Annotated in this window: 26 protein-coding genes and 4 pseudogenes; 12 read left to right on the top strand and 18 right to left on the bottom strand. The window is 40.1% G+C overall.

What is annotated here, in order from left to right; all coding sequences use genetic code 11:
* Positions 1-34: 34 nt before the first annotated feature.
* Together V7K60_RS04770 and V7K60_RS04765 are read left to right on the top strand one after the other, a co-directional pair.
* Positions 35-151 (top strand): hypothetical protein, encoded by a 117-nt coding sequence (locus V7K60_RS04770; RefSeq protein ID WP_334923442.1) that lies wholly within the window; start codon positions 35-37, stop codon positions 149-151.
* The gene (locus V7K60_RS04765; RefSeq protein ID WP_334923369.1) at positions 144-407 is read left to right on the top strand and encodes a hypothetical protein; all 264 of its coding nucleotides are present in this window, start codon (positions 144-146) and stop codon (positions 405-407) included. Before V7K60_RS04770 ends, V7K60_RS04765 begins: the two co-directional genes overlap by 8 nt.
* Here V7K60_RS04765 and V7K60_RS04760 read toward each other — a convergent pair.
* From V7K60_RS04760 to fdhD, 4 genes are all read right to left on the bottom strand, one after another.
* Positions 391-1,206 (bottom strand): hypothetical protein, encoded by an 816-nt coding sequence (locus tag V7K60_RS04760; protein WP_334923367.1) that lies wholly within the window; start codon positions 1,204-1,206, stop codon positions 391-393. The two genes, V7K60_RS04765 and V7K60_RS04760, sit on opposite strands and share 17 nt — an antisense overlap.
* A 45-nt stretch (positions 1,207-1,251) precedes the next feature.
* On the bottom strand, positions 1,252-2,616 hold the full coding sequence (locus V7K60_RS04755) for a DUF3696 domain-containing protein (RefSeq protein WP_334923365.1): 1,365 nt from the start codon (positions 2,614-2,616) through the stop codon (positions 1,252-1,254).
* A complete protein-coding gene (locus tag V7K60_RS04750; protein WP_334923364.1) occupies positions 2,616-3,731 on the bottom strand; it encodes a DUF262 domain-containing protein in 1,116 nt (371 codons plus the stop codon). Before V7K60_RS04750 ends, V7K60_RS04755 begins: the two co-directional genes overlap by 1 nt.
* A 311-nt stretch (positions 3,732-4,042) precedes the next feature.
* Positions 4,043-4,882 (bottom strand): formate dehydrogenase accessory sulfurtransferase FdhD, encoded by an 840-nt coding sequence (fdhD, locus tag V7K60_RS04745; protein WP_334923361.1) that lies wholly within the window; start codon positions 4,880-4,882, stop codon positions 4,043-4,045.
* A 143-nt stretch (positions 4,883-5,025) separates the two neighbouring features.
* Between fdhD and V7K60_RS04740 the strand changes: the two genes are divergently transcribed.
* The gene (locus V7K60_RS04740) at positions 5,026-6,207 is read left to right on the top strand and encodes a serine hydrolase domain-containing protein (RefSeq protein WP_334923360.1); all 1,182 of its coding nucleotides are present in this window, start codon (positions 5,026-5,028) and stop codon (positions 6,205-6,207) included.
* Positions 6,208-6,248: 41 nt separating this feature from the next.
* Here the strand turns inward: V7K60_RS04740 and V7K60_RS04735 are convergent, their stop codons facing one another.
* From V7K60_RS04735 to V7K60_RS04720, 5 genes and pseudogenes are all read right to left on the bottom strand, one after another.
* The gene (locus V7K60_RS04735) at positions 6,249-6,434 is read right to left on the bottom strand and encodes a hypothetical protein (RefSeq protein ID WP_334923358.1); all 186 of its coding nucleotides are present in this window, start codon (positions 6,432-6,434) and stop codon (positions 6,249-6,251) included.
* Between the two features lie 123 nt (positions 6,435-6,557).
* Positions 6,558-6,680 (bottom strand): hypothetical protein, encoded by a 123-nt coding sequence (locus V7K60_RS35105; RefSeq protein WP_442944340.1) that lies wholly within the window; start codon positions 6,678-6,680, stop codon positions 6,558-6,560.
* 6 nt (positions 6,681-6,686) lie between these two features.
* A complete protein-coding gene (locus V7K60_RS35100) occupies positions 6,687-6,866 on the bottom strand; it encodes a hypothetical protein (protein WP_442944337.1) in 180 nt (59 codons plus the stop codon).
* 16 nt (positions 6,867-6,882) lie between these two features.
* Positions 6,883-7,572 carry a Uma2 family endonuclease gene (locus V7K60_RS04725; protein ID WP_334923356.1) on the bottom strand — a complete coding sequence of 230 codons (690 nt, stop codon included), beginning with the start codon at positions 7,570-7,572 and terminating at the stop codon, positions 6,883-6,885.
* A 171-nt stretch (positions 7,573-7,743) separates the two neighbouring features.
* Positions 7,744-8,462 (bottom strand): annotated as a pseudogene (locus V7K60_RS04720) (Uma2 family endonuclease).
* A 336-nt stretch (positions 8,463-8,798) separates the two neighbouring features.
* Here V7K60_RS04720 and V7K60_RS04715 point away from each other — a divergent pair.
* Positions 8,799-9,248 carry an orange carotenoid protein N-terminal domain-containing protein gene (locus tag V7K60_RS04715; RefSeq protein ID WP_334923354.1) on the top strand — a complete coding sequence of 150 codons (450 nt, stop codon included), beginning with the start codon at positions 8,799-8,801 and terminating at the stop codon, positions 9,246-9,248.
* Positions 9,249-9,433: 185 nt separating this feature from the next.
* Here the strand turns inward: V7K60_RS04715 and V7K60_RS04710 are convergent, their stop codons facing one another.
* The 5 genes and pseudogenes from V7K60_RS04710 to V7K60_RS04690 form a co-directional block, all read right to left on the bottom strand.
* Positions 9,434-11,656 carry an FdhF/YdeP family oxidoreductase gene (locus tag V7K60_RS04710; protein ID WP_334923352.1) on the bottom strand — a complete coding sequence of 741 codons (2,223 nt, stop codon included), beginning with the start codon at positions 11,654-11,656 and terminating at the stop codon, positions 9,434-9,436.
* 316 nt (positions 11,657-11,972) lie between these two features.
* Positions 11,973-12,831, bottom strand: a pseudogene (locus tag V7K60_RS04705) (IS5 family transposase).
* A 567-nt stretch (positions 12,832-13,398) separates the two neighbouring features.
* Positions 13,399-13,704: a hypothetical protein gene (locus V7K60_RS04700; protein WP_334817280.1), complete on the bottom strand. Its 306-nt coding sequence runs from the start codon at positions 13,702-13,704 to the stop codon at positions 13,399-13,401.
* Between the two features lie 277 nt (positions 13,705-13,981).
* Positions 13,982-14,875 (bottom strand): annotated as a pseudogene (locus V7K60_RS04695) (adenylate/guanylate cyclase domain-containing protein); the annotation flags it as partial.
* Positions 14,876-15,538: 663 nt separating this feature from the next.
* Positions 15,539-16,216: a Mo-dependent nitrogenase C-terminal domain-containing protein gene (locus V7K60_RS04690; protein ID WP_334923350.1), complete on the bottom strand. Its 678-nt coding sequence runs from the start codon at positions 16,214-16,216 to the stop codon at positions 15,539-15,541.
* A gap of 233 nt (positions 16,217-16,449) precedes the next feature.
* Between V7K60_RS04690 and V7K60_RS04685 the strand changes: the two genes are divergently transcribed.
* From V7K60_RS04685 to V7K60_RS04655, 7 genes and pseudogenes are all read left to right on the top strand, one after another.
* Positions 16,450-16,578 (top strand): hypothetical protein, encoded by a 129-nt coding sequence (locus V7K60_RS04685; protein WP_334923348.1) that lies wholly within the window; start codon positions 16,450-16,452, stop codon positions 16,576-16,578.
* 24 nt (positions 16,579-16,602) lie between these two features.
* Positions 16,603-17,703 carry a glutamate-cysteine ligase family protein gene (locus tag V7K60_RS04680; protein WP_334923346.1) on the top strand — a complete coding sequence of 367 codons (1,101 nt, stop codon included), beginning with the start codon at positions 16,603-16,605 and terminating at the stop codon, positions 17,701-17,703.
* A 553-nt stretch (positions 17,704-18,256) separates the two neighbouring features.
* Positions 18,257-18,613 (top strand): hypothetical protein, encoded by a 357-nt coding sequence (locus V7K60_RS04675; RefSeq protein WP_334923344.1) that lies wholly within the window; start codon positions 18,257-18,259, stop codon positions 18,611-18,613.
* A gap of 293 nt (positions 18,614-18,906) precedes the next feature.
* Positions 18,907-19,446 carry a Dps family protein gene (locus V7K60_RS04670; protein ID WP_334923343.1) on the top strand — a complete coding sequence of 180 codons (540 nt, stop codon included), beginning with the start codon at positions 18,907-18,909 and terminating at the stop codon, positions 19,444-19,446.
* 329 nt (positions 19,447-19,775) lie between these two features.
* Positions 19,776-20,554 (top strand): annotated as a pseudogene (locus V7K60_RS04665) (ChaB family protein).
* A gap of 378 nt (positions 20,555-20,932) precedes the next feature.
* Entirely contained in the window at positions 20,933-21,166 is a 234-nt protein-coding gene (locus V7K60_RS04660; RefSeq protein WP_334817293.1) for a hypothetical protein, read from the top strand.
* The gene (locus V7K60_RS04655; RefSeq protein WP_334923341.1) at positions 21,159-21,440 is read left to right on the top strand and encodes a hypothetical protein; all 282 of its coding nucleotides are present in this window, start codon (positions 21,159-21,161) and stop codon (positions 21,438-21,440) included. The genes V7K60_RS04660 and V7K60_RS04655 overlap by 8 nt, the downstream gene beginning before the upstream one ends.
* A 204-nt stretch (positions 21,441-21,644) precedes the next feature.
* On the opposite strand, the gene V7K60_RS04650 is transcribed toward V7K60_RS04655, so the two are convergent.
* The 4 genes from V7K60_RS04650 to V7K60_RS04635 form a co-directional block, all read right to left on the bottom strand.
* Positions 21,645-22,862 carry a glycosyltransferase family 4 protein gene (locus tag V7K60_RS04650; protein ID WP_334923339.1) on the bottom strand — a complete coding sequence of 406 codons (1,218 nt, stop codon included), beginning with the start codon at positions 22,860-22,862 and terminating at the stop codon, positions 21,645-21,647.
* 413 nt (positions 22,863-23,275) lie between these two features.
* Positions 23,276-23,689 carry a GlcG/HbpS family heme-binding protein gene (locus V7K60_RS04645; RefSeq protein WP_334923337.1) on the bottom strand — a complete coding sequence of 138 codons (414 nt, stop codon included), beginning with the start codon at positions 23,687-23,689 and terminating at the stop codon, positions 23,276-23,278.
* Between the two features lie 297 nt (positions 23,690-23,986).
* Entirely contained in the window at positions 23,987-24,619 is a 633-nt protein-coding gene (locus tag V7K60_RS04640; RefSeq protein ID WP_334923335.1) for a response regulator transcription factor, read from the bottom strand.
* Entirely contained in the window at positions 24,616-25,452 is an 837-nt protein-coding gene (locus V7K60_RS04635) for a S1C family serine protease (RefSeq protein WP_334923333.1), read from the bottom strand. Before V7K60_RS04635 ends, V7K60_RS04640 begins: the two co-directional genes overlap by 4 nt.
* Before the next feature lie 77 nt (positions 25,453-25,529).
* On the opposite strand from V7K60_RS04635, the gene V7K60_RS04630 reads away from it, so the two are divergent.
* On the top strand, positions 25,530-25,769 hold the full coding sequence (locus tag V7K60_RS04630) for a hypothetical protein (protein WP_334923331.1): 240 nt from the start codon (positions 25,530-25,532) through the stop codon (positions 25,767-25,769).
* The last annotated feature ends 12 nt before the right edge of the window (positions 25,770-25,781 follow it).

The following is a 25,781-nucleotide window of genomic DNA, read 5'->3' as shown; positions in this document are numbered from 1 at the left end:
ATACGCGCCTCTCCATAAAGGGCACCAATTAGTGATTGAAACAGCCTTAGCAGAGATGGATGAAGTACTTGTGATGATTTATGACTGCTATTCCTTTAACAATTCGAGCGAATTGACTGTGTCAAATTTATCCACAAATCCAGGTGATTAAAGCGTGGGATGAGCCAACTGAGGTTGGTGATACTCCTGAGATTAAGCAAAAGCACGAAGATTACATCCTGAAACAATTAAAATCAAAAAAAATTACTCATTTTTACTGTAGTGAATTTTACAGAAAACACGTAATTCAGGTGCTAGGGGCAGTTAATCGGCTTGTGGATTGCGATCGCCAAACTTTTCCGATTTCTGGAACGCAAGTAAGAAGAGACATAGCTAAGGGACAAGCATTTACTAAGATAAATCAATAGTTTTATCTTTATCTTTTTTAGCAGTATCAATATTACCTTGCAAATCAGCTTCTCCAAGATGAAATCCTCTTTTATCAAAAACTTCTAAATGAGCAGCTTTACCCTCATGCAAATTGTCTACATACCAATACCATGATGTAGTAAATTCACAGTAAACAAATCTTCCATCATATCTAAATGATGTTTTTCTAAATCTTGTCGTATCTCGTAAAAGTGTTTGTTCATCCCGTGGCGATTCAGTAGCGTCTAGAGAATATTCTAGTGAGCTTAGATTGAATTTATTTTCTAACCAATATTCCAATGCTAGTTTACTATCAATACTATCTATACATATCTGATTTTCCTCTAAATTATTTTTAATAACTGTAATTAAACAACATTTAATAATATGTGGGTGAGTAATTTTAAAATTAGAATTAATAAAATTAACTAACAAGTATTCCTTTTTTTCGTTTTGAATTTTTCGTTCAGCTACTTCCGCTAAAGAGGTGTCCCCAACATTTTTATAATCATTGTCAATAGTTAAGCAATCAAATAAATCTTCTGAAGAATGCAACTGCTCTGTACGCCATTGTTTGGGATTTGACTTATTGAAGACGATATTAATAAAAGCAGTTTTCAAGGATCTATCTTTCAGTTGATTAAGACTAGCATTGAAGTTATATCCTTTGATTGCTTCATAGTTAGCATATATATTGCTATCTTCTTTATAAAGTTCTCTATCTTTAATTCTTTGATTGATTAACTCAAAAATAGAATTAAAAATCTTTATAGCATCCCGGAATTCTGCCTCTGTCATAAACTGTCCTTCTAGGGATACTTCGTTAATAAATATTTCCATTACTTACATTCCAAAAAGCCTAGAGAAATCTTTATCCATTTGGTCAAAAAATCCTTCTGGCCATTCTTCAATTCCTCCATCTGGCTGAACAATAATTTGCACTACTGGCTGTTCTGGATTTCGCTGGAAATATAATATACTTAAATCTTTGGGAGTTATAATTTTATCAAGAACGGCTATCCGCAAGGCATTCAAGATATGGTCGCTATGTGATTCAATAAAAACTTGTACGCCACAACTGCTCACTCTGGCTAAAAATTGGGCTAATCGAGATTGTGCTCTTGGATGCAGATGCGCTTCCGGATTTTCTACTATTAACACTTCTCCTTCTTTTGCAATCAATCCTGAAACAACAATAGGTAAAATGCAATGATACCCAAATCCAACATTTGCTGGTTTAAAACGGTCTTTTGAGTTATTCGTATTAAATAAAAGTTCGAGTATATGACTATTAGAACTAGGAATTTCGACTTTTGCTCCATTAAAGATTTCGTTAAGCCATTCTTCTGTTTGATTATATAAAGTTTTGGCATCTTGACCTAGACATAACTTTTCATTGATTAAATCATCTCTCTTCTTATAGAGTAAGTTAACTGTAAATTCTCCTTTGGCTCCTACATTTGGAAATTTGTTCAAAGTAGCTTTAGGGTAAGATTCTTGTGGTCCTAAACGGTCTGCTGAAATGTAATGTATCTTGTAAAAGTACAGAGATTTATGTAACGAATATACATCCAATCTGAGGTTGTATTTTTCTGGGGTTTTAAAGTCATATCCCTCACCATAGAAAGGTAATAAATTAAGAAGACGACAAGAGCCTGTTCGTTCCGGTACTAGCTCTGGTAATTCATCTCGCTTTCCTTCATTAAAATCAAATCTATTTATATTAAAAATATTTGAATCTTTAATCTTTTTGTATACTCCTTTAAATCCATAATCAGATTTTTTTCCATTAAAATTTATGATACCTTGAGCACAAAAAGTAATATTGCTTATCTGAGTTACCATATCATCTTCAATATTTTCCTCAAAATCATATTCTGTGTAGCCGTGAAGCTTGAGATTATCTTCTTGATTAAGATTCAGAATATGTTTATCTTCATAATGGTATATAAACTTGATTGACTCATTTCTGGAAGTACTACTGTTTTTAATATCTGTAAAGCTACCTAAGTTGACACAACTACCATTTAATACCACTTGAGACGCACTATCATTATGCTCAATAGATTGCCTCATTAATAGCAAAGACTGAAGAAGCGTAGACTTACCACATCCATTTATCCCTGTTAACAGAGTTATTTGACCTAATAGAAAAGATGTTCTTTCTTTAAAAACTTTAAAATTTTCTAATTCTATTTGTGTTATCATTATACGCTTCCTAAAACCTCTTGTGCAAGTTTAAATCTAGTAATTACCTTAGCTTTACTACTCGTAGCATATCTTATAGCATCAATATATTCTGAATTTTGTAGTAACTTATCAAAGTTATCTTGGATATTTTTTTTATTTGTTTGTAGAAAATCATCACTGTTAATTGAGAAAAAATAAGAAACAGATTCAAAAATAGCAATATTTACTCTTCCTCTCCTTTCTTGTGCAGGTAAACGGAAGTTTCTTTTACCGAAAAACTCTAGACTAAAATTCATAACTCTCTCAAAATCATTTTTCAATAAATCTATTTTCTCATCTGACATCAAATTAAGTTTTTTCATTGTATTTTCCACAAAATCACTCAATTCTCCTTGATATTCTATTTCATAATCAAAGATTTTAAATGCTAAGTAGCGCAAGATAACCTCCCTGTCTTTCATTCTTCTAGGGGATATTCCATAATCAATAGCTCTTTTGAAATAGTCTTTTTCTGATAACTCTTTGAGGAGTCTAGTAGATTTACCTGAAAAAATGCAATTTCGGACTTCTTGACGCTCAAGATTTGTTCCACCTGTATTAATTCTATTAAAAATATCGTAAACAACTTTGGCTGGCACAGAAGGTTTAATAATATATATATATAGTTTTTTATCTTCTATTCTTGTTTGATAGTCATCTGGCAACTCTTGAAGTTCTGAAAAATTATATCCATTTAAATCTGTTAAAGCTTCTAAGCCTGTTAAGTTAAATTCATCATTTACAAATTGATGCAATGTGGATGTTCTTTGTAAACCGTCAACAATAATATACTTACCTTCTACAGTTTGATTAACATATAAAGGAGGTAATGGAAAGTTAAGTATTACTGATTCGACAAATTTACTTTTCTTTTCTGGTGTCCAAACTAGATTACGTTGAAAATCAGGATCAATGATCAGTTTTTTATTATCATATTTTCTCATCAACTCGAAAACTGTTTGAGGGTCTTCTCTAATGTCAATATCTGCTGTAGTTGGATCATAAGGATACAACCCACCATTATCACTTCTATCTTCTTCAGCAGTATCTTCATCTTTTTCAATAACATCACTATCTTGTACTTCACTATCCATTTATCTTTATTCCTTTTGTTAGCTGATATACGCGATATAGTTGGGACTTGCAGTGGATCTTAAAGCACCTAATAATTTGATTATGACATCTCCTAGCTACCTAGAATGCCCTCTTGTTATATCCACTACAGCCTAAGTTAAACTTTTGCCAAATTTCCAACTTACTCCAAACAATCTTCGCCGCTTAACTCAGCAACCGCAGTCAGTGCATGTAGACTCGTTTTCCCCTGTCGATTTTACATCCCTGTTACGGTAACACACCCTACTTGCGGTGCGTTACGCTTGGCGGTAACACACCCTCAAAAGTGTTCTTAAGCAGCGTTTATTCTTTGCAAACCAGTGTAAATGTTGAACCGTTCTCTGCGCAGGAATCCAATTAAGGTAATCCCGAATTCCTTGGCGACAGACACCGCCAAACTACTAGGAGCAGAAACAGAGCAGACAATAGGAACTCCAGCAGTTGTAGACTTTTGCAAAATCTCAAAACTAGAGCGTCCGCTAACTAGAACAATACAATTATTTAAAGGCAATTCGTCAGTGAGCAAAGCTGTACCAATCAATTTATCCAAAGCATTGTGTCGCCCAACATCCTCCCACAGGTTTAACAGTTGTCCTTGCGCATCAAAGATAGCCGCAGCGTGCAAACCCCCTGTTGCAGTGAAGATACCTTGAGCAGCCCGGAGTTTATCTGGTAGGCTGTATACGATTTCAGGTTTTACCGTTGGACCAGAAGAAATTACTGGACATCCTCGCAGACGTAAAGCTTCAAGGCTAGCTTTACCACACACTCCACAGGCGCTACTTGTGTAGAAATGACGCTCCAAAGGCTGTAAGTCTGGAATCAACCCATCCCGCAGTTCCACATTTACAATATTATGGCGCTGTTCACCATCTACTAATTCATCTACGCAGTAGCTGATACGTCGAATATCTTCTCTGTGGCTAACGACTCCTTCACTGTAGAGGAAACCAGCAGCTAGTTCAAAATCTGCCCCTGGCGTCCGCATTGTTACAGCTACCGTCTTCTGGAAAGGGAGAAGACGAATTTCTAAAGGTTCTTCGGTGGTAAGTTGGTCTAAACGAGACCGTATTTGACCTTTTTCCACTACCCAAACAGTGGCTTTGGTTTTGCTTTTAGTTACGATTCTCATATTTGTGAAAGTTGATGAATTGAAATTTTGATACTAATCTGGAAACAAAGTAATGCTATTTATATGTCAGATTTCAGGTTGATGCTTACCAACTACTTTGTGCCATTGAGCTAGAGCAGCTATGTTTCTGTTTAGGAAGTAAAATGAACCTAAAACTTTTGGCTTTCAGTAAAATTTTATTTGCAATAGTCTTTGTGATTTCCCTTGGTTTTACAGGATATTTAGTAGCTAATAACATTAGTCACAGAGTAATTGAAAAATCCCTTGCTAAACAAGTCATATCTACCTCCACTGTAGGAAAAAGTTCTCAATTACAGAAGCTTTTAAATGAGATAATTGTAGAACAGAAAATCCCTGGTGCAGTAATGTATATTACTACACCTAAAGGTTCTTGGCTGGGAGCATCTGGTGTGAATAACTTGTCAACTAAAACCCGGATGAAACCCACAGATGGCTTTTCTATTGCCAGTATGAGTAAAACTTTTATGGCGGTGGTTGTACTAAAATTAGTGGAACAAGGGAAGATAGAATTAGATCAGGCGATCGCAACCTATTTACCAAGAGACATCACTCCTCATATTGTCAACAGCGACAAAATTACAGTTCGTCAACTCCTCAACCACACCAGTGGTGTTGCTGAATACCTAGAAACAAAAGAGTTTATTCAAGCTACAGCGAAAAGAAGTCGCTCACAGCCTTGGACAGCCAGAGAAGCGATTCAGTATATGTATGAAGAAGAACCGCAGGCAAATCCCGGAGAAAAATTTATTTATACTGATTGCAACTACATTCTTTTGGAACTGATTGTCGAAAATATCACTAGGGGAACTCTCGCCCAAGCAATCCGCAGTCAGATTTTAAAACCATTAGGATTAAAACATACCTTCACAGAATTGCGCGAACCGATAATTGGAGAAGTCGCTACAGGTTATAGCGATCGCAATAAAGATGGTAAGCTAGATAGCTACGCCGCAGTCAATGATGGCAATGGTTTGGGAGATGGTGGATTGGTTTCAACAGCAGAGGATTTAGCGAAGTTCGCCAAAGCGTTATTTGTCAAAAAAACCTTACTTTCCTCAAAGATGATCAAAGAAATGCTGAAATTTAAAGATAATGGCGCAGACTATAGCTACGGGTTGGGTGTAGAAAGGTTTTCATCTCCTTTGGCAAAAGCAATTGGGCATAGTGGTATAGCTTATGGCTTCGCAACATTGCTTGCATATTTACCCAATGAGAATACCACTATAGTAGTGCTGCTAAACAATCAGAATGTTGATATTAAATCAGTAGCTAAGACAGGTTTAGAGGTTGTCGAGAATAAATGATAGTAATTATTTGTAATTATGCTTGTAGGTTTCATCTCAACTTAACTGTTACCGCCAAATGCAACCCTAATGCATCCAGCAAAGCACTCAGACAATAAAATTCTATTTCTTTCTTCTTTCTCGGCTAATATCTGTTCGAGTTTGTCATAAACTTCCTTAACTTGTACAGAAAGCTTATCAATTCCACCTTGTGCCTCAATCACATTTTTCAGAGCCTTACTTAACATTTTCGGGTCGCCTTCTTCTAAAACAACTTCGATATAAGCTGCGGCTTCTAATGGGTCGTTGAGGTCTTCAGTTTTTCATGATAGCTTGCGCTTTTAGACATCATCTCTACTCCTATAATCTTCCTAATATTCTTTTGCTTTATTAATATCTTTTTCTTGAGTATTTTTATCGCCACCGCACAAAAGAATAATAATTGCTGACCCTTCTTGCCCAAAGTAAACACGATAGCCAGAACTGTAATCTATTCTTAGTTAAAAAACTCCATCTCCCACTGATTTACAATCACCAAAATTACCTGCTTCTACTCGGTCAAGCCTTGCTCTGATTTTAGCCTTTGCTCTTTTATCTCCCAAAGAGTCAAACCACTCAAATAAAGGATTTATACCGTTATATGTTAAGTAATTCCTGATCTCTTTTGGTTGAACTTCCATGATTTTTAGAGTAAGCCTACATGGTATCTGGGTCAATGTTCAGTTCTCGCAATTTGGCTGCTAGGCGTTCAGCGCGTTGCTTTTCTTGTTCAGCACGTTGTCTTTCTTGTTCTGCGACTTCTTCCGGTGTAGGAACTAGATTCCCTTCCGCAGTGAAATAGCGCAATTTATGTTCATAAACACCTAAGTACAAATTTAACTGCTGACTCCACAGCCATCCTTGAGGATTAGGTTCTATCGGTTCATAACTACCGCCAATCAAGATAAAGCCAGCAAATTCTAAATTATTGGGATCGAACCAAAAATATTCTGGTGTGCGAAAGATATCTTGAAAAATTTGTTTTTTCAAACCCTTGTCAGTTGCGGCTGTAGAATTCGAGAGAAGCTCTACAATTATGTTGGGATATTTCCCATCTTCTTCCCAAACAACCCAACTTTTACGAACTTTGCGTTGACATCCCAGCACTACAAAAAAATCTGGCCCCCGGAATTCTTCTGACCTCTTCTGGCGTTGGCTGTAGTAAATTGTTAGATTCCCCGCAGCGTAAAAGTCATTGCGGTTTCGCCACCACAATTCCAAAGATTGCAATAGCAAAATTATTTGGCGTAGATGTAATTCGCTTTCCAAAGGTGGTTCGTCACTATCTAAATCCCCTAGAGGAAATATTACATCATTTGGGAATTCAAAATCTTTGGCGGCGGACATGGCTGCAAGTTTTAGGGTGATATGGGTGATAAAAACTTACCGTAGCAGTAGTTTGAGTTTTAACATCTAGCTTAACTTAACTGTTACTGCCAAATGCAACCCTAATACATCCAATAAAGCATTCAGGCAATAAAATTCTATTCTTCTTTCTCGGATAATATCTGTTCGACTTTAAATCGTATCTGGGTCAACACCCAATTCTCGCAGTTTTGCTGCTAGGCGTTCAGCACGTTGCTTTTCTTGTTGGGCGCGTTGTCTTTCTTGTTGGGCGTGTTCTGCTTCCCACTGGGCAATTTCTTCAGATGTGGGCATTAACTGTCCTTCCGCATTGAAATAGCGTAATTGATTTTCATGAACGCCCAAGTACAAACTTAGTTGCTGACTCCACAACAATCCTTGTGGGTTGGGTTCTATAGGTTGATACGTACCACCCACCAAAATAAACCCAGCAAATTCTAGATTCTTGGGGTTAAACCAGAAATATTCAGGAGTGCGAAAGATATCTTGATAAATTTGTTTTTTTAAGCCCTTGTCGGTCGCTGCGGTTGACTTTGAAAGCAGTTCTATAATCAAATTCGGATATTTGCCGTCTTCTTCCCAAACAACCCAACTATCATGGGGTTTGCGTTCAGTATTTAAAACGACAAAGAAATCTGGCCCCCAAAAGTCTTCGGATTTACGCTGGCGTGGACTGTAATGAATGCTAATATTCCCCGCAGCAAAGTAGTCATTAAAGCGATTGTGGTCTCGCCACCACCAATCAAGACATTTATCAATAGCAGCATTTGCTGCAAATGTAGGTATGTTTCTAATGGTGGTTCGTTACTTTCTAAATCCCCAGGTGGAAATATAACATCTTCTGGGGTTTCAAAATCTTTGGCGACAGACATGGCTGCAAGTTTTGGAGTGATGTTAACTTGAACGTCGCAGTCGGAAAGCGTTAATATTAGGTTTGCTTTTCTAAGCGTACTTTATGCATTATAATCAGGAACCCTTTCAGATCGCTTAGAGTCACAGACGTTACTTAGCTTCCATATACATCGAAGCAGGCATTTTTGTAACTAGCAACTTAAGTTATTTATATCTGTCTTATGTAGTGATCCTATCCCTACCCTAAGTAGGGTTATCCATTTCCATTTGTTCGTTAAGTTATATGAAGCTACTGAAAACAAATTTTCACAGTAACTAACAAAATCAGAATACCCTTAACTTAGTTGGAGTTTTTTATGACTTACACAGCTGAAGAAGCAACAAAACCGGCTTTAGAAAGTTTTAAACAGTTTGATGTAGATACTCAGCTAGCCCTACTTTGGTTCGGTTACTTGGATCTTAAAGAGCAGCTACAGCCTGCACCTCCTGAAAGGATAGAAGTTCCCGCCAAAGCAGTGTTTGACAAATTCCTGGACTTGTCTAAAGAAGAGCAACTGCAAGGGCAACGCGACATTATTAATGGTGCAGCTAACGAAATCAGCCAAGCCTATAATGCTCTAAGTGCCAATTCCAGATTAGACGTTTGGCTGCTGCTGGCAGAAGGAATGGAGAATGGAACCATCATTCAAGTACCGTCTGATTATCAACTGCCTGGTGAAACGGATGAATTTGTTGCATCGATCAAAAAGCTAGAGTTTGAGCAGCGGATTAATTTCCTGCTGACTGTGGTGCAAACCTTCGGTTAGTTAAGTCCCAGAACTCTCAATACTTTCTAGAATTGGGGATAACTGAAAGTAGCAAATTAAGCTAGACTTGGCTGTTTTTGCTCTACTTTAATAGTTGTTAACTTAGAACTACCGCAGAGATGCTCATCTTTGCGGTAGTCTTAATGCAAGTTAATTTTGTTAAAACTGGGAAAATGAGACTTGATTCAGATTTTTTCCAACCGCACGATCGCATTATAATCAGGTACACCTTCCAGCGATCGCTTACTTTTATCTAGTAGCACATTGCCTTCTGGCCAGTGTACTTGCAAGTTTCCTGACTGAATTGGCGCAATGTATACTTGACATAACAACTCGCCTAAATCATTCTTAAGAATGACGCGATCGCAATCTTTTAAACCCAACAATGCCGCATCAGCAGCATTCATTAGCACCGCCTCTCGCATCGCCCCAGTAATGGCATCCTTGCGTTCCTGCACCATACTATTAAATTGCTTGCCTCGGCGGGTTGCTAATAAGAAATAGCCTTCTGGTAATTCTCTTTGGCGTGGCAATAATACGCCAAAGTGTGCCTTCCCATCGGCTGTCGGGAAATTCCAACCAAAGCACAAATGTGAGCCACCATATTGAAACTGATCGCCAGCTTGCTGTAAGTGTTGAATACCAGCATATTGGGGGACAACTTGAGCAATTTCTTGACGGATAGCAGCGGTGTCAGCAAAAGCCAGCTTATCTGCCAAATCTGGTTTTACCCGCCTTGCCAATTCTAAAAACACTTCCCACTCTGGACGCGCTTCCCCAATGCGTGGCCCCGGAATTTCTGGACTGAAAATTACCCGGCGTTCGGTGTTAGTTTCTGTGACTCCTCCTGGTATTTCGTAACGAGTTGTCGCAGGTAACAGCACCACAGTATCAGCAGGTTCCACCAACATTTGACTAGAGAGAACAATATCTATATGTACCCGTAGCGGTATTTTCTTCAGCGCCGCTTCTACATAATCTGGTTCTGGCAGCACTTCTAAAAAATTCCCACCGACGGAAAACAACACTTCTATTTCCCCTTGATGTGCAGCGTGAATCATTTCTGGAGCAATTAAACCTTTACTTGCTGGCACTTCAAAGCCCCAATGTTGACTCAATTCGGCAGTATTTTCTGGGGTGATAGGTTTACCACCAGGAAATACTGTCGCGTAACATCCCATCTCTGCACCACCCTGCACCCCAGAGTGACCGCGAATTGGCATTAAACCGCAGCCTTCCCGACCGACAAAACCTTTGGTGAGAGCTAAGTTGATGATACTCCGCACATTATCTTCACCGCATTCATGCTGAGTAATGCCCATACTCCAAACAAATACGGCTTTATTAGCTTCTTTGACCATTTTGGCAAAAGCGTACATTTCCTCGCGGGATGTTCCAGAAAGCCGCTCTAATTCTTCCCAAGACTGGTTTTCTAAAGATGTTTTGAGTTCAGCAAAACCAACTGTATGTAAGTTAATAAATGACTGGTCTACCCAGTTGTTAGCAATTATATGTTTAATAATGCCATTTAAAAATGCTATATCCCCGCCCATATTGATTAAGAAGAAGTCTTCGGCAAACTTTGTACCGAAAACGGCACTTTCTACAATTGAGGGCACCCAGTAGCGCTCCATTCCTGGCTCACGGTAAGTGTTAATGACTACAATCTTAGTGCCAGCTTTCTTGGCATAATGGAGATACTTAACGGTAACAGGCTGATTATTGGCAACATTCGAGCCAATGAAGACTAATAAATCAGTGCCAATCCAGTCTTTATAAGAACAGGTGGTAGCCCCTGCACCCAAAGCAGCTTTCAATCCTGCTGTACTGGGAGAATGGCAAATGCGGGCAGCGTTATCAATATTATTGCTTCCCATTGCCCGCACAGCTTTTTGGGTAGCATAATAAGTTTCGTTGACAGTACCGCGACTGGTAACATAGAAACTGAGACGATCTGGTGTAGTTGTGCGGATGCGATCGCTAATTACCTCTAAAGCTTCATCCCAACTCACACGGCGAAAGCCTTTTTCACCTCGTTGACGAATCATCGGGTACGGGAGTCTTCCCAAGTCGCGCAATTGGGCACTTTTTTGCTTCTGCAACTGCGAAACATCCTCTAGTAGTACAGGGTCAAAAGCTGGCATTGTATTCATCCGCAACAGCCGCAACCGGACATTGCAAAGATGAATTCCATCTAAAGTCCAATCTTTCATCCCGGTTGTTCCGAGAGCGCAACCATCGCAGACACCTTTATCGAGAATATTCCACGTGTATGGTAGTTTGTCACGAGATAGCCAGATTGCCCGAAATACTTCCCAATAGTTGTTAGGGTACTGTTCGCCAATCCCGAAAGGCTTCCAACTTGCCCAATTTGAAGGTGTCCAGTGCTTTTTAGGTTTAGGTAACATGATGCAATGTATGTAAGTGGCTGGATTCTTCAAGGCTAGCGTTTTAAGTAGCATTTAAGTAGCAGGCGGTTAAAAATCTAGACATAGAAGGTAAAAACTGAGAAGATTAACTTCTTGTGTCTTAACGACAACTTAAATGTTTATAAGCACAACATCAGCCGTAGTAACAACAGCTTAAGCGTTACTTATAGCACTTGGAACGTTATTAACCACAGCTTCAGGATCGATAACAACAGCTTAAGCCTTACTTATTACACTAGGAACGTTATTAACTACAACTTCTTCTGTAGTTAAGAGCTGATTCGTAAACAAAATCTTAAGATGCCATTCGCTTAATTATCAGACGAATTAATGAGCCATAAATCATGGCTTCACTTAACTCTGTGTACAACTTATAATCCTTACTCAAACGGCGAAATCGATTGAGCCACCCAAATGTCCTTTCCACAATCCATCGTTTGGGCAATCGCTCAAATGTTTTCGATATCCGTTCAATCACCTCAACACGAACGTTTTCATTACAAACCTTCTTAACGGCTTGAGCAAAGTTTTCTCCCGAATCGCCCTGCTCTACCCAAACAACTTCCAATTTAGACAATTCCTCGGCCGCTTCATCCAGTACCACCACAGCACCTAGACGTTCTGAAGCATTTGCCTCAGTAACTAAAACACCAATCAACAACCCTTGAGAATCTACGACGATATGCCGCTTACGCCCTTTAACTTTCTTACCACCGTCAAAGCCGTAGACCTCCCACGCCAGTTGCTTCAAGTCGGCACAGCCGCCCAACACACTGGCTCCTTTTTTTCTGTTGTCTTCACCGACTGAGAATCAGCCATCGCTACAGTAGACTGTTCGGCACGCCCCAAATCCTGTCGCAATTGATGGCGCACTTGGTCGTGAATTTGTTGCCAAATACCTTTGCATTGCCATTTCTGAAAGTAGCCATACACCGTTGTGTAAGGAGGAAGATAATGAGGTAGCATTTCCCACTGACTCCAGTCCATTACACGTAGAAAATGGCATTCAAAATTTCTCGTAAATCTACTTCTACAGCATGCCCAAATCCTTTAGGTGTGGGTAGAAGGGGCTTGATAATTAACCATTCGCTATCGCTTAAATCACTTGGGTAGGGTTTGTGTTTTTGGTTCTCAATTACTGCTAGACGACTCATTGGCAACAATCTAACTGCATTCGATTTAGCCTATAACCTGAGTCAAGCTAGATTCATTTCTCTTTAGATTTTCTTTACGAATCAGCTCTCATACAGAAGAAGTTGTAGTTACTAAAGCTTTAATTTTTTAAGTTATAGCATTTTAGTGATATAGCGCTTCTTGTTTGCGTGAGGTACATCCGTAGGGGCACGGCAGTGCCCATTGGTGTCAACTTAAGCTGAAATATCCTGACTGCATGAGTTTTGCCCTCACCCCCAGCCCCTCTCCCAATCGGGAGAGGGGAGCAAATTCTCCAGTTCCCCTTCTCCTAACATGGGAGAAGGGGTTAGGGGATGAGGGCAACCCTAGAACTCTTGCTAAACCTAACTTTCACGTTAAGTTGACACCAATGGGCAGTGCCGTACCCCTACACCCCACGATATAATGTTGTAGCCCATCTGAATGGGAACTGCTATAACTGATGAGCCGTCAACAGAGAATATTTTCTAAATTTTTAAAGCAGTAGTTCCAATAAAAATCCCTGCCACAGATGACAGGGATAGTAATTTTTAGTCAAAACTTGTCTCTTAGCTAACAAAATCTTTGTGGGCCGCGACAAGCATTTGAGCCTGCCTTAAAACGTTTCCGAATAAATAAAAAGGAATCTGCCAAGCTGCAACGGTAACTTCTTTGACTATATCCTGTACACTAATTGCGATTAATTCATGCTCTGGCGGCTCTCCCTCAACAGTACCAGACCAAGTAAAAGCTAATAAGAAATCATCGTCTCCAGGCAAGGATGCAATCAAACATTCTTCTGGTGTTGGTTCGCAAATAATTCCATAATCATTTGCAAGTTCTACTAATTTCTGAAAGTTCTTTCCGTTTGTCATTTGCCTTTTGGGTGTAATTGAATCTCAGTTTTAGAAGAAATCATATTTTGAACTCCACAACTCAACTTAGTTGCTTCATACTATAAATTACGAATTACGAATTATTAAGGAGTTCTTGGAGCTAGATCGGGCTTAAGTCCAAAATATTACCGCGATCGCCTGGTTCTATCAGCAACAATTGTTACTGTTTTAAAAAAAGCTAGACTACCTACTTTTTCGGTTTACCCTATTTACAGACACCTCCCTTTGTTATCATTTCAATATTGATGCTCTAATCTCACCCAAGCTGATGCAGTGCATTAAGAATTGCGTAGATGCCTAGCGCCTTGTCGTCAGACATCGCTTTTGGGGGAACTGCTGTAAACCGAAGCAGAAAAAGATGCTCGTCAACATTAGACTGTTCGATCACCTTGGCATAGATATCTTCTTCTGTAGGCATTTCTGCTTCAATCAATAACTTGAGTTTGAGATTACTCAAGAGTTCTAAAGAATGTGGCGATTGCAGCTGCGCTCCTTTTTCTGAGAGGCTAATCAATTCCCCCATAAATACTGTTCCCACTACATGTTTTCCCTGCAAAATGATGTATTCCACAGGTACTATTGGAGTGAGAACGATTATTTTCTCATCATATTTAGGCAAGAATAAATTATATTTACTGCCAATGCCACGAATTTCACAAATTGTCACAGGGTGTTTTATACCCTTGGATTCTATTTGTAGTTCTCCAGCAATTTGTAGGTCAATATTGGCATCCTTACAGGTATTCTCGGAAATTAAAATCTGCCCTCCCACTGTATAAGATTCAATTCGAGCAGCCAAATTAACATGACTGCCAATAACTGTATATTGAGCGCGTTTTTGAGAACCAACATTTCCCGTTACAGCCTCACCTGTATTAATCGTGCCTTTATACTGGTTAATCCCATCTGTCATTATTCCCAGATAAAGATTCAAAATCTTTACTACTTCTTCAGGAGGCAATTGTTCAGAAATAGCCGAAAATCCTCTAAAATCAGATACGAGAACCGTAACTTTTCGGTGTTCTCCTCCTAGCTTTAACCCAGAAGGAGTTTCGAGGATATTGGCGACGATTTCATCAGTTAGATAGCGACCGAGAGTTTTTCGCATCCCAGTAGCACTTTGGGCAATATACTGAGTGAGTGCGATACCTTCTCTACGTTCGCGCAGCGTGTCGTAGACAGACGCTACGCGTAGCTTGCTTCCCCGTAGGGGTACGGTGAGCTTCTCTACAAGACGCTCACCGTACGCCAACACAGAACCTCCAAAAGCTAGCAATGAAGATATAACAGGAATCCACCAACCAGCCAAAAACGCCAGAAAATTGCCATGCTGTATTCCTCCTCGGTAGTTCAACAGCACTTGATAACTCCCAGCATCAGCTCGGGCGTAACCTCCATCATTAGCTTCAAAAATCGGAAAAACACCCCGCCATTGCCAGATTTGCGGTTTCAGCTTTGCCCACATAATATTTAGTGCTAAGTGCTGTTAGCAGTAACGGGGCTTTTAGCCCGTGCTGTTAAAGTAGAAAGCAAATACAAAGGTAAGGAAAAGGGTACAAAATATAGAGATGGTTTCATCCATTTCATATTGATAATGCCTGAGTTCTAGATTAGTCAGGTGAATAAATCAAGTATTCCTAAAAGCAGAGTCAGATTTTTTACTCAACTACTGAACTATTTATTGGGCATTGGGCATCCCTTCCCTGCGGGACGCTACGCGAACGCTCAGGGCAAGTAGGCATTGGGCAGAGGAGAAAGAGGTAATTTTTTATTCTCCCCCCTGCTCCCCTACTCCCCACTCCCCACTCCCTACTCAGATATATGGTGAAACATCTTCACCGCATTTATCTGCCAAATAGGAGAGTGCGCGGAAACGTAAGCCTACCAGTTGCTCATATAACGGGTTGATTTTACACATCGGTGGGATATGCACAATCTTGCGTCCAAATAGAATGACATCTCGTTCAAAAGGACACTGGGCGGGAATCATTTTACACAAAAAGCGAGCGACTCTTGGGTCTTGGATATCTAGCCCGTTGAGCCAGTCTTGCAGGGAGTGTAGGGCATTGATTTGACGCTTTGTTAGCCCAGTGCTGGCGATAGTGGGGGTAATTTGCTGTGGGTGTTCCAGAGTGTGGCGAAGGGCTTCCAGTAACTTCTCTGGCTGTTCCAAGGCTTGACAGAACTGTTGCAGAACCTCATCTTCGCTGGGAGAATAAGTACCATCTGCGATCGCTACCATCACCGCTGTCCTTAAGAAATTTTCCGCGGCTGGTGTACCTTTACCCAACGCTGCGGCTAATTCCTCTGGGGTAATTATCTCTAGTGAGTCGCATTTAATCTTAGGAGCTAATTCATTTTTGGTGATGCTGGCAATTAATTCCTGTTCTTGATCATCAAAATTACCATCAGCCCAAGCAATAGTAAGCAGTCCACGCAACCAAGCGCCAATCTGTTCGCTGCTGTAGGGGGATTGAACGGTACTTGTCATAAACTCACGTCTCAAGCTTTCCTCAGTCACTACTACGCTACTCTAACCAGTGACTATGAAGATAGTGGAAGCAGCACAGAAAAATAAATCAGAGAAGTTTTCAAATCGCAATAGTCGGTCTTAAGGTAAAATCCATTTGTACTGTTATTGAGAATTTTTCTACTTAAAGTTAATTCAATTGGAGTATCTCAAATATTCATCAGGTTCAAGACTGTAATTTACGCTACAGAGTGATGGAGTTTTCTAAGTATGCGAACCTGCCAGCTAAATATCGCCGACGCTTTTCTATAATGAATCGTTTACTGATGTTACTTCCTTCTCTATGGCATTGCGATCGCTTGGCATTGGTGAAATTAGGTTAACTCTAAAAAATTAAGGTATATATAATGTTTTTCTTTGGCATTGAACATGAAGTCGCGTTCTTAAACAATGAGGGAAAGTTTGCTGATTTTTCCCACATAAAGTTTGCTGATTTCAATCAAATTATTGAAAGGCTACCTACATACCCCAGTGACTATCCTCAACTCCGCGTCGGTGATGCGGGTATTAAGATGAAGAGATGGTACATTGAGGGATTTGAAAGATTTGCAGATTCCGATCAAGTGATAGACTGTCACGTTAAAGGTATTGAAATTAGAACAACTATCCATTCTAATATTCAAGGCGCTATTACTGAATTATCAGAAAGTTTTGACTTACTACGTGAGGTTGCCGCTGACTTTGGCTTATCACCAGTTTTGGTTAGTTTCAATCCCTACAATCCAGCTTTTGAGCCTCAACCCCCATTAAACAATTATGAAATCAAACAGTTAGAAGCTTATCCTGACGAACAAACTGCTAATATTCACATGGTATCTTATGGGCCAGATTTAAATATTTCACTGGCAGATTTCTCAACTGAAGCTGTGATTGATATTGGCAAAAAGTTAACTTATTACAGTCCCTATATCGTTCCTTTTAGTTATAGCTCTCCCTTTTATAATGGAGGTTTATGGGATGGACTATCGGTACGAACATTTATCAGAACTGGAAAAAGACCAGCTACTCTGGTTTTTGTTCAGAAAGAAGAACAACTGATTAATAGCATACCTGCCTTAACAAAAATTGCCCGCATTCCGGCTGAAGTGGGACGCATTGAATTTAAGGCTTGTGATAGTTGTGATGATTTTTTAATCTATGCGGCTTTGCTGATATTATTGAAAGGTTTGGTGTTAGATGAAACCTTATCGGGTAGAGCAACTGTACCCGATGCAGCATTACACCAACTTTCTGCAAAAGAAGCGTTTGAAAATGAAGAGATTTTTGAGAATGCGACAAAAGTCTTGCAAGCAGCCGAAGTTGCTTTAGGAGATGACCCAGATGTTCATTATTTAACGCCCTTAAAAGTAATGCTGGCAAAGCGAAAAACAAGATCCCATGAATTAATAGAAATGTTCCATCGGGTAAGTTCAATAGAAAAGGTAATAAGGCAGACTTATCAAGTTTAAAAAAAAGATTTATTTTTCTCCTTTTATGAAAGGGATTAAGGAGAATCTTTATATAAATCGATACTTTACAAATTTCCTCTCAAATGCATATTCCTGAAATTCCTTTGATTGGATAAAGTCGAGCTAACTGAACATAAATAGTGGAGCCATTAACTTGCCAAAACTAGATTAAGTCGATATACCTAGAGACTGATTTTATTGCAACTTAAGATGCAGTAAACTTCATTCTAGAGATTGATGCAGACCTTAGCTTTTTCAAAGTAAAAGTGTAAACAGGCAACCTGAAACGAAGAATTTCAATTATGAAATCTAATGATTTTGTGAAATCTAATGATTTTGCTAAAGAGTTAAGGTGATATTTGCTTATTATCCCTTACTAATCTAATCCAGAAAGAAAAAAGAAATTTATTCGTCAGGTTCGTTTTTCAAGAATTTTTAAATTGAAACGGAGCTTGCCAGTTTTATTATTGCTTAAAATTGTTAAGTAAAGGTATATGCTTCCCTCTTTCAGTGTAAAGTTGTGCGTTGTTAAAGCTGTTATCGAGGATTTCAAATGAAGACGATTGCTTCTGTTTTATCTATTTTCCGTCCAGTACGTTTTTTAGTAGTGGGTTTTACTTGTGCCCTAGTATTATTCTCTAATGCTTTTCCTGCTTTTGCGATCGATAGCTACCAAAGTAAGCCTACCGAAGCTACTACACAACTGCTTGACATTCAGCGCAAAACTGACGAAGCCGCCAAAGAACCACCACAAGGATTGAAACAGGTTCAAGAGGAGTCCAACCAAGGACTCAATGAGGTTCAGGGAGCGGCTGATATTGACAAGCAGAAGCGTCCAGAAAATTCAGGGGGTGCTACCTCTGTGGAAGAAAATATAAAGAATGTGTTGGATAAAGTTACAGGTAAGTAACAGAGTTAATACCTTGGTAATTTATCATTAGTAATGGGTGATTGCGTAAAAGCAATTACCCATTACTACTTATTATATTAATATCTCTATTTATTTTTTTAGCTGATAAAAAGCAAGGATATGTAGCTAAATTGATAAATTGTCTCTCGACTGAAGACCACTACCTATTAAGGCATAGGTATAACTATGTAATGTAAGAATTAATCTAAACTCATAATATTTCCTTTGGTTGATGTGGATTATGTGGAAAATTTGGCAAATTAATAAATAAGTTTGCTTAGGGATGGAAAACAATGCGTGCGATAAACATTGGTTTGACGGACGAACAACGTCAAGGTGTAATTAATCTGTTAAATCAAGATTTGGCAGATGCCTATTTACTGCTGGTGAAAACCAAAAAGTACCACTGGGATGTAGTTGGCCCTCAGTTCCGCTCTTTGCACCAGCTTTGGGAAGAACACTACCAAAAGCTGACTATAAATATTGATGCTTTGGCAGAGCGGGTTCGTGCTTTGGGCGGTTATCCAGTTGGTTCATTGGAGGGATTTCTCAAGATTGCTACCCTCAAGGAACATGCTGGGAGTGTGCCCACAGCAACAGGGATGGTAGCTAATTTAGTGGACGATCACGAGCAGGTTATTCGCAATTTGAGAGACCATCTGGATCAGTCTGGTGAAAAGTTTCACGATCAGGGAACAGCCGACTTTTTAACTGGACTACTTGAACAGCATGAAGAGATAGCTTGGATGCTGCGTTCATTTATTGAAGGCGAGGCAATAGACTCAGATGGTAGACAGCCAGCAGAAGGGGCTAAGACTCCCGTAGGTGTATAGCTCATAACATCTGAGTTAAGGATGGCTGCATATGACATCAGTTGAGGGAGGATTAATTCTTCCCTCAATTGATGTGAAAGAATTAATCTGCCTGCATCTACATCATTCACCCTGCCAGTTTTGGATTTTGGAATTAAAAATTGGCTCATGCGCCAACACCACTTGACGCCAGTCCTCTCAAGTCGGGAGATCGAACCACACGCCTGGCTTCTTTATGCCGGGAAATCCGTCTACCGCAGTGGCTCCCTCTGATGAGTGCAGTCAATCTAAAATCCAAAATTGATTGGTCATCTTCATTGCAAAAAGAACATAATACAAGGAGTTTTTAAGTGCCAGAAGTATATAAAGCAGAACGTACTATTTCTGCTGTGTTCAAAGAGCAAAAGCAAATTGATGATGTAATTTGACGTTTATTAGACAGGGGTGTGCCTAGAGATCATATTTCGGTCATGGGCAGAAATTTCCAGTTGGAAACCAGAATCGCTGGCTTTATTAGTAAAAAAGATATGATTCTCAAAGGTTTGAGAACAGGAGCAGTTTTTGGTTCCTTGTTTGGTTCCTTTCTCAGTCCTTTCTCAGCTTGCTTACGGGTGTAGGCGTATTGTTTATTCCCTTTGTCGACCCAATTGTGGCAGCAGGGCCTATTGGTGCAGTACTGTTGGGAGCTGCTAGCGAGCGATCGCAGGTAGTGCAAGCGCTGGTTTAGTATTGGTCTTAACCACTTTGGGGATGCCAGAAGATAAAGCAGCTATTTACCAAACTCGCTTACAAGCTGGCGAATTTTTCGTGATGGCAGAAGTTCCGAGCGATCGCACTGGCGAATTTCAATTGCTGCTTGAAAGTGCTGGTGGCGAAGAAATTCATCCGATTGAAAAAACATTTCGCTCATTCTTGTTCTGGACAGTGCAACAGTCCAGAAGACTTGTCTCCTGAAGTTTGCGCTCATCTTTTTGATGAAGCTCAGAGTACATTCATCGAGCGCTATAATGCTGTATTCAATGAAAGAAGTGACGAGTTCACAGCCGAACAAGCTGCTTGGGAGACTATTCACCAGCAATATGATGAAGATGAAAATGGTGTCTGGTCTAAAGCTAAGGTCAAAGCGTGAAGAAGGCAGGAGGCAGGAGGCAGAAGGGATGCAATCTGGTAGTGGCTTCTGTTAAACTACTGTGCAAGACTAAATATTAGAGATTTATAACAAATAAATTATCCAATATTGTGGGGTGGGCTTTGCGGCTTACCCCACAAAAAGTAAGTATATTGGCAATAATCTAGAAATATTTGTATAAGTTTATGCATACGAGTGCAAGTGATCGCACTTAGATAGAAATTGCCTAGCTTTGGGCCTAGTTGCATAACTTTGGGTACATTACCGCAAATGCGCTGATACTTTAATTTACTCTCTTCATAAATTCCGCAAAAACACCGTTACGCTATTTGTGCTTGTGATCAAAACTTAGAGCATCCAGTTTATTAGGGCGGATTTATGACCAACCCTGTAAAGACGGTTATCCAAGTCAATCTGGAGATGGCTCTAGAAGTAGCTCAACAATTGGAGCAAGCTCCATACACTCAACTCGGTGTTTATTGTTTGGAAATTTTACGAGAAATCGGATGTCCTGGTACTGAACTCCCTGTTAACTTACAAACTCGCGATCAGCAGCTAAACTTCATTACAGGCTTTGCATCTTATGCTTTTGGGGAGGTACAAAGTGTATAAAGCATTAATTGATGATATATTTTCTGATTCAGAAGGGGCAGAAGAAACTACTTTTCCTGCCACAGATGAAGATTTATTAATCTTAACAGAAAAATTTTTAGGGTTTGAAATTCCCTCAAAGGTTTTCTTGCAAGCTATAGCTATTGCTGATTACGACGGTGCAGCTGCTTTTCGCTACGTTGATAATTATTTGATTACTCTCAAAAATAAGAAGAAGCGTAAGCAGAAGAAATTACTTGTGTTAGGTTGTTCGACTAAATTTGACAATAATTGACGTGCTTATTCACCAGCTAACTAAAAACCAATACGATTTAGATAAGATAATTTGCACAAGCGATATAGAGACGTTGCATTGCAACGTCTCTACACATATTTGTCCCACAGAGACAAGAAAGAACAATTAAAAATTATCTAAAGTTAGTGATGGGATCTTGGTCAGAGCAAGCATTTTTATGTATGTGCTAATGACGAATTAGTATTACTCTCTCCCAAGACAAACTTGTTCATAGCTTTTACCAGCAATATCCCAAGTGAATTCTGTTTCTACCAGTTGTCTGCCATTGTGAGACAATTCTGAACGCAGATGTGGACGATCGAATAGTTGACTAATAGCGGTGACGTACTCTGCTGGTTTATTGGCTCGTAATGCCCGTAATGGATGACTAGCAGCATCTACAGCTAATCCTTCTAAGCCGCGATCGCTGGCTACTACAGGTATACCAGCTGCCATTGCTTCTAAAGTTTTATTTTTAATACCAAACCCAGTCCGCATCGGGACAACGCAGATGGTGGCTTGATGTAAATATTCTGCCATTGAAGGTACACGCCCAAGCACATTAATTCCTGGTTTTTTATCAAGTGCTAAAACTTCTGCCACTGGATGAGAACCGACAATATCAAAAGTTGTATCGGGATAGAATTTTTGGATTTCTGGCAAAACTTCGTTGCTGAAAAAGCAGACAGCATCAATATTTGCTAAATTATCCATTGCACCAATAAAAATTAGGCGATGTCCTCCTGGATCGATGGTACGGTTAGGGAAAGAAACTAAATCTACGCCATTGGGAATAACTGCAATTTCGCTATTGGGGTTAAATTCTTGTAGTTGAATTTTATCTTCTTCTGTTGTCGCAACAATTACCGAAAATTTAGCGCAGTAGTTTTGCTCATAACGCCACAAAAGTGGCAGATTAATTTTGTCTCTGAGTGAATTTTCTGAAATGCCTGTTGCTAGTTGGTTCCGACAGGTAGCATAAACAGAACTATGAACATTAACTATAGTTTTTAGCTGTTTCTGAAAATGTGGCTGCACATAAATTTCATTGACGCTATGTTCGCAAGTAATTACATCACATTTTCCCGCTTCCACCCAGTTATTAACCCATGTTTGCATCTCAACTGAGTAGCGGTTAAGTACACTTGGCGGTGTTCCCTGCTGCAAAAATCTCCCAAATCGCTGTATTTTCTGCAATATTCCGGTGGTTTGAGAATCTGGCGGGCGTTCAAAAATAGCTAGATGATCTACACAATCGCGTAATCCTGCTACTTCTGCGTCTGTAACATCACCCTCGCGTTGAGTCGCAAGGGTAACGGTATGACGTTGACTTAGGTATTTAAGTAAATTAAATGTCCTGACTTGGGTTCCTCCGCGCGTTGGTGGGTAGGGAAAGGTGGAAGATAGCATTAAAATGTTCATACAAGTAATGAATCAAATGTGATATATACACCATGCCCTCATTGGAGGCTGTATGTCACGTCACTTCTCTACCAGACGCGCAAAGGACGCTTTGAGAACAATTGCAAGTTTTTTTTGGCAATGTAGAGCATCTAGGCTTAAAACAATACCTTCGATATTTAATGCTGCAATCAAATTTTGAACTGTACTCTGATTTTCGCCTCTGATTCGGAACAAGTTTAGACAAAATAGCTAAAGTGCGAAGTTTTCCGGGATAAAAACTAACAAAAACACCAGGAGGAAACGCGCGTTTCCTCCTGGTGTTTGGTAGATAAATACAATAGTTAGGTGTGGTTACGATTTTTGGGTGGACTTGCTAATCTCACTGCTAAATGGGCGCTGCTTCTATTTTAAAGATGTTTAGTGTAATGGTATTAGAAAGCTGCGACAGCTGCCTCTGCTACAGCTTGATCCTGTTCACCGCTACCACCACTTACTCCGATCGCACCAACTATCTGCTCATCGCGTTGAAGTGGTATACCCCCGGCAAAGATCATGATTCGTCCTCCATTTGAGGCGTGAATACCATAAAATTGTTTTCCTGGTTGAGCATCCTCACCAAGGGATTTGGTAGAGAGATCAAACGCACGAGCAGTAAATGCTTTGTTAATTGAGATATCGATACTTCCGATCCACGCACCATCCATACGAATATGAGCAACAAGATTCCCGCCAGCATCAACAACCGCAAGATTCATTGGTTGTCTGATTGCACGAGCCTTCGCTTCTCCAGCCGCTATTATTCGTCGTGCGTCATCCAAGGATACAGAATGTTTGTCAGAAGTCATGGTAATTCTTTCAATCGTAGAAATGTGTGCGTTGAGGGCGTGTCATCAATAAAGGATATCACGAGCATAAATTCTCGGTGTACCCCTTTAAAACCGGGAAGACTTCAAGCACTCCTTAGGAACGTGGATTAAATAAAATGCAAAACTTCATCCTCTATCTTGCTTCCCTCTCCTTTATAAGGAGAGGGATTGAGGGTGAGGTAAGTCAGGGACATAAATTGTATGTTATTTAATTCTTATTCCTTAGACGGGATCTTAGCTCATGATCAATTGCATTCAACTGATAATAACTGGAGATCAAAGCATAATCAAACCGAGTCGCACACCCACAGCAACAGCCTCAGTGCGGCTGGAGACACCGAGCTTTTGAAAAATAGATGAGAGATGAAATTTGACGGTATGCTCTGAAATGTGCAAGCCTTTAGCGATCGCTTTATTTCCCAACCCTGACCCAAGCATTCCTAAAACCTCGATCTCCCGTGGTGTCAAGGTTTGTACAGGATTCGTGACGATTTTTTCGCGGATAGACAGTAATTCTACAGCATCCGGGTGCAGCACCAGTAAACCAAAAGCGATCGCCTCCACAGCCGCGACAATTTCTGACTCTGTACTAGTACTGGGCAATATCCCCCGGATACCAGAACGTAACGCCGTCTCTAAGTCGATGCTGTCGAGTTCTTCAACAATGACGATCATTCCTAATGGATATTGCTGTTCTTGAATAATCAGCAATTTTTCCCACACCGCTTGTTGAAAATTACCGCTCAAATCTACCAGCACCACATCTGGCTGTAATTGCCCAACTTCACTTGCCAATACATCCAAATCGGATGCACTCCCCACAACCGTCAACCGAGGATTGGTAGTCACTACAGTTGATAACCCTGCTCGTACCACAGGGGAAGTAGCAACCACCATCACCCGGATCATGTCGCCTCCACAGCAGTTTTATCAGACTGCACGGCAACATAAATTACGAATTGCTGTCTACCGCGTAGGAGTTGTAGCGGCACAGATCCTTTACTTTCATGGAGATATTTGGTTAAGTCATTCATGCTAGTGAATAATCGCCCCAAAACTCCAATTAAAACATCGCCGATTTGCACACCAGCAGTTTCCGCCGCACTATCAGGTAAAATTGACAATACCAATAAACCCAATCTACGCCTATCTAAAAGCACAGGTTGCAGTGTGACTCCCAGTTGCGGACGACTATTTCCCTGTAAAAAACGCTCAACGGTGTTGCTGGGAACTGCCACAGCCAAACCATTAGCAATCATCGTGTTAATTCCCACGACAAGGCCTTGACAATCGGCAAGTGGCCCCCCAGAATTACCAGGATACAGCCGCAAATCAGCCATAACTGCTCGTGGATTATTTGCATAGATAATTCCAGTTGTCACAGCACCACTGTCAGCAAAGGGATTACCCACCGCCAAGACTAATTCACCTACTCGTAGCGCCTCAGAATTGCCGATAGTTGCAGCAGTTAAATCAGTGGCGACAATTTTCAGAGCTGCTAAATCCTGCTGTGGATCAAATTGGGTACGCACTGCATCAAATACTCTTCCGTCTGCCAATTCCACAGTTGCGCGGTTGCTGGTTGCCACATGAGCATTAGTGATAATTAGTCCGTCAGGTTGCCAAATGACACCAGAACCGACTCCTAGAGAGCCGCTTTTTACTTTGACAGTGCGATCGCGTAGTTTAGCAGCTACCTCTGTCAATTCAGCAGCGATGTTAGTTAATGTTGTGTTTGCCATGTTATACAATTTTTGAGCATGTCAAAGTAGAATCAGTGAGCGTTCCGAGTTCAAAGCTTGAACGTTCGAGCAAAAAGGTGCAACTTCCGAGTTCAGAAGCTCAACGTTTGAGTAAAAAGGTGCAACTTCCAAGTTCAGAAGCTCAACGTTTGAGCAAAAAGGTGCAACTTCCGAGTTCAGAGGCTCAACCTTTCAGTAAAAAGGTGCAACTTCCGAGTTTAGAAGCTCAACGTTTGAGCGAAAAGGTCGAAGTTCCGAGTTCAGAGGCTCAACCTTCGAGCAAAAAGGTCGAAGTTCCGAGTTCAAAGCTTGAATGAATAGAAAATTTA

The sequence above is a fragment of the Nostoc sp. genome (genome assembly GCF_036917555.1).
GTDB lineage: Bacteria > Cyanobacteriota > Cyanobacteriia > Cyanobacteriales > Nostocaceae > Nostoc.
This window is presented reverse-complemented; position numbering and strand designations above follow the sequence as displayed.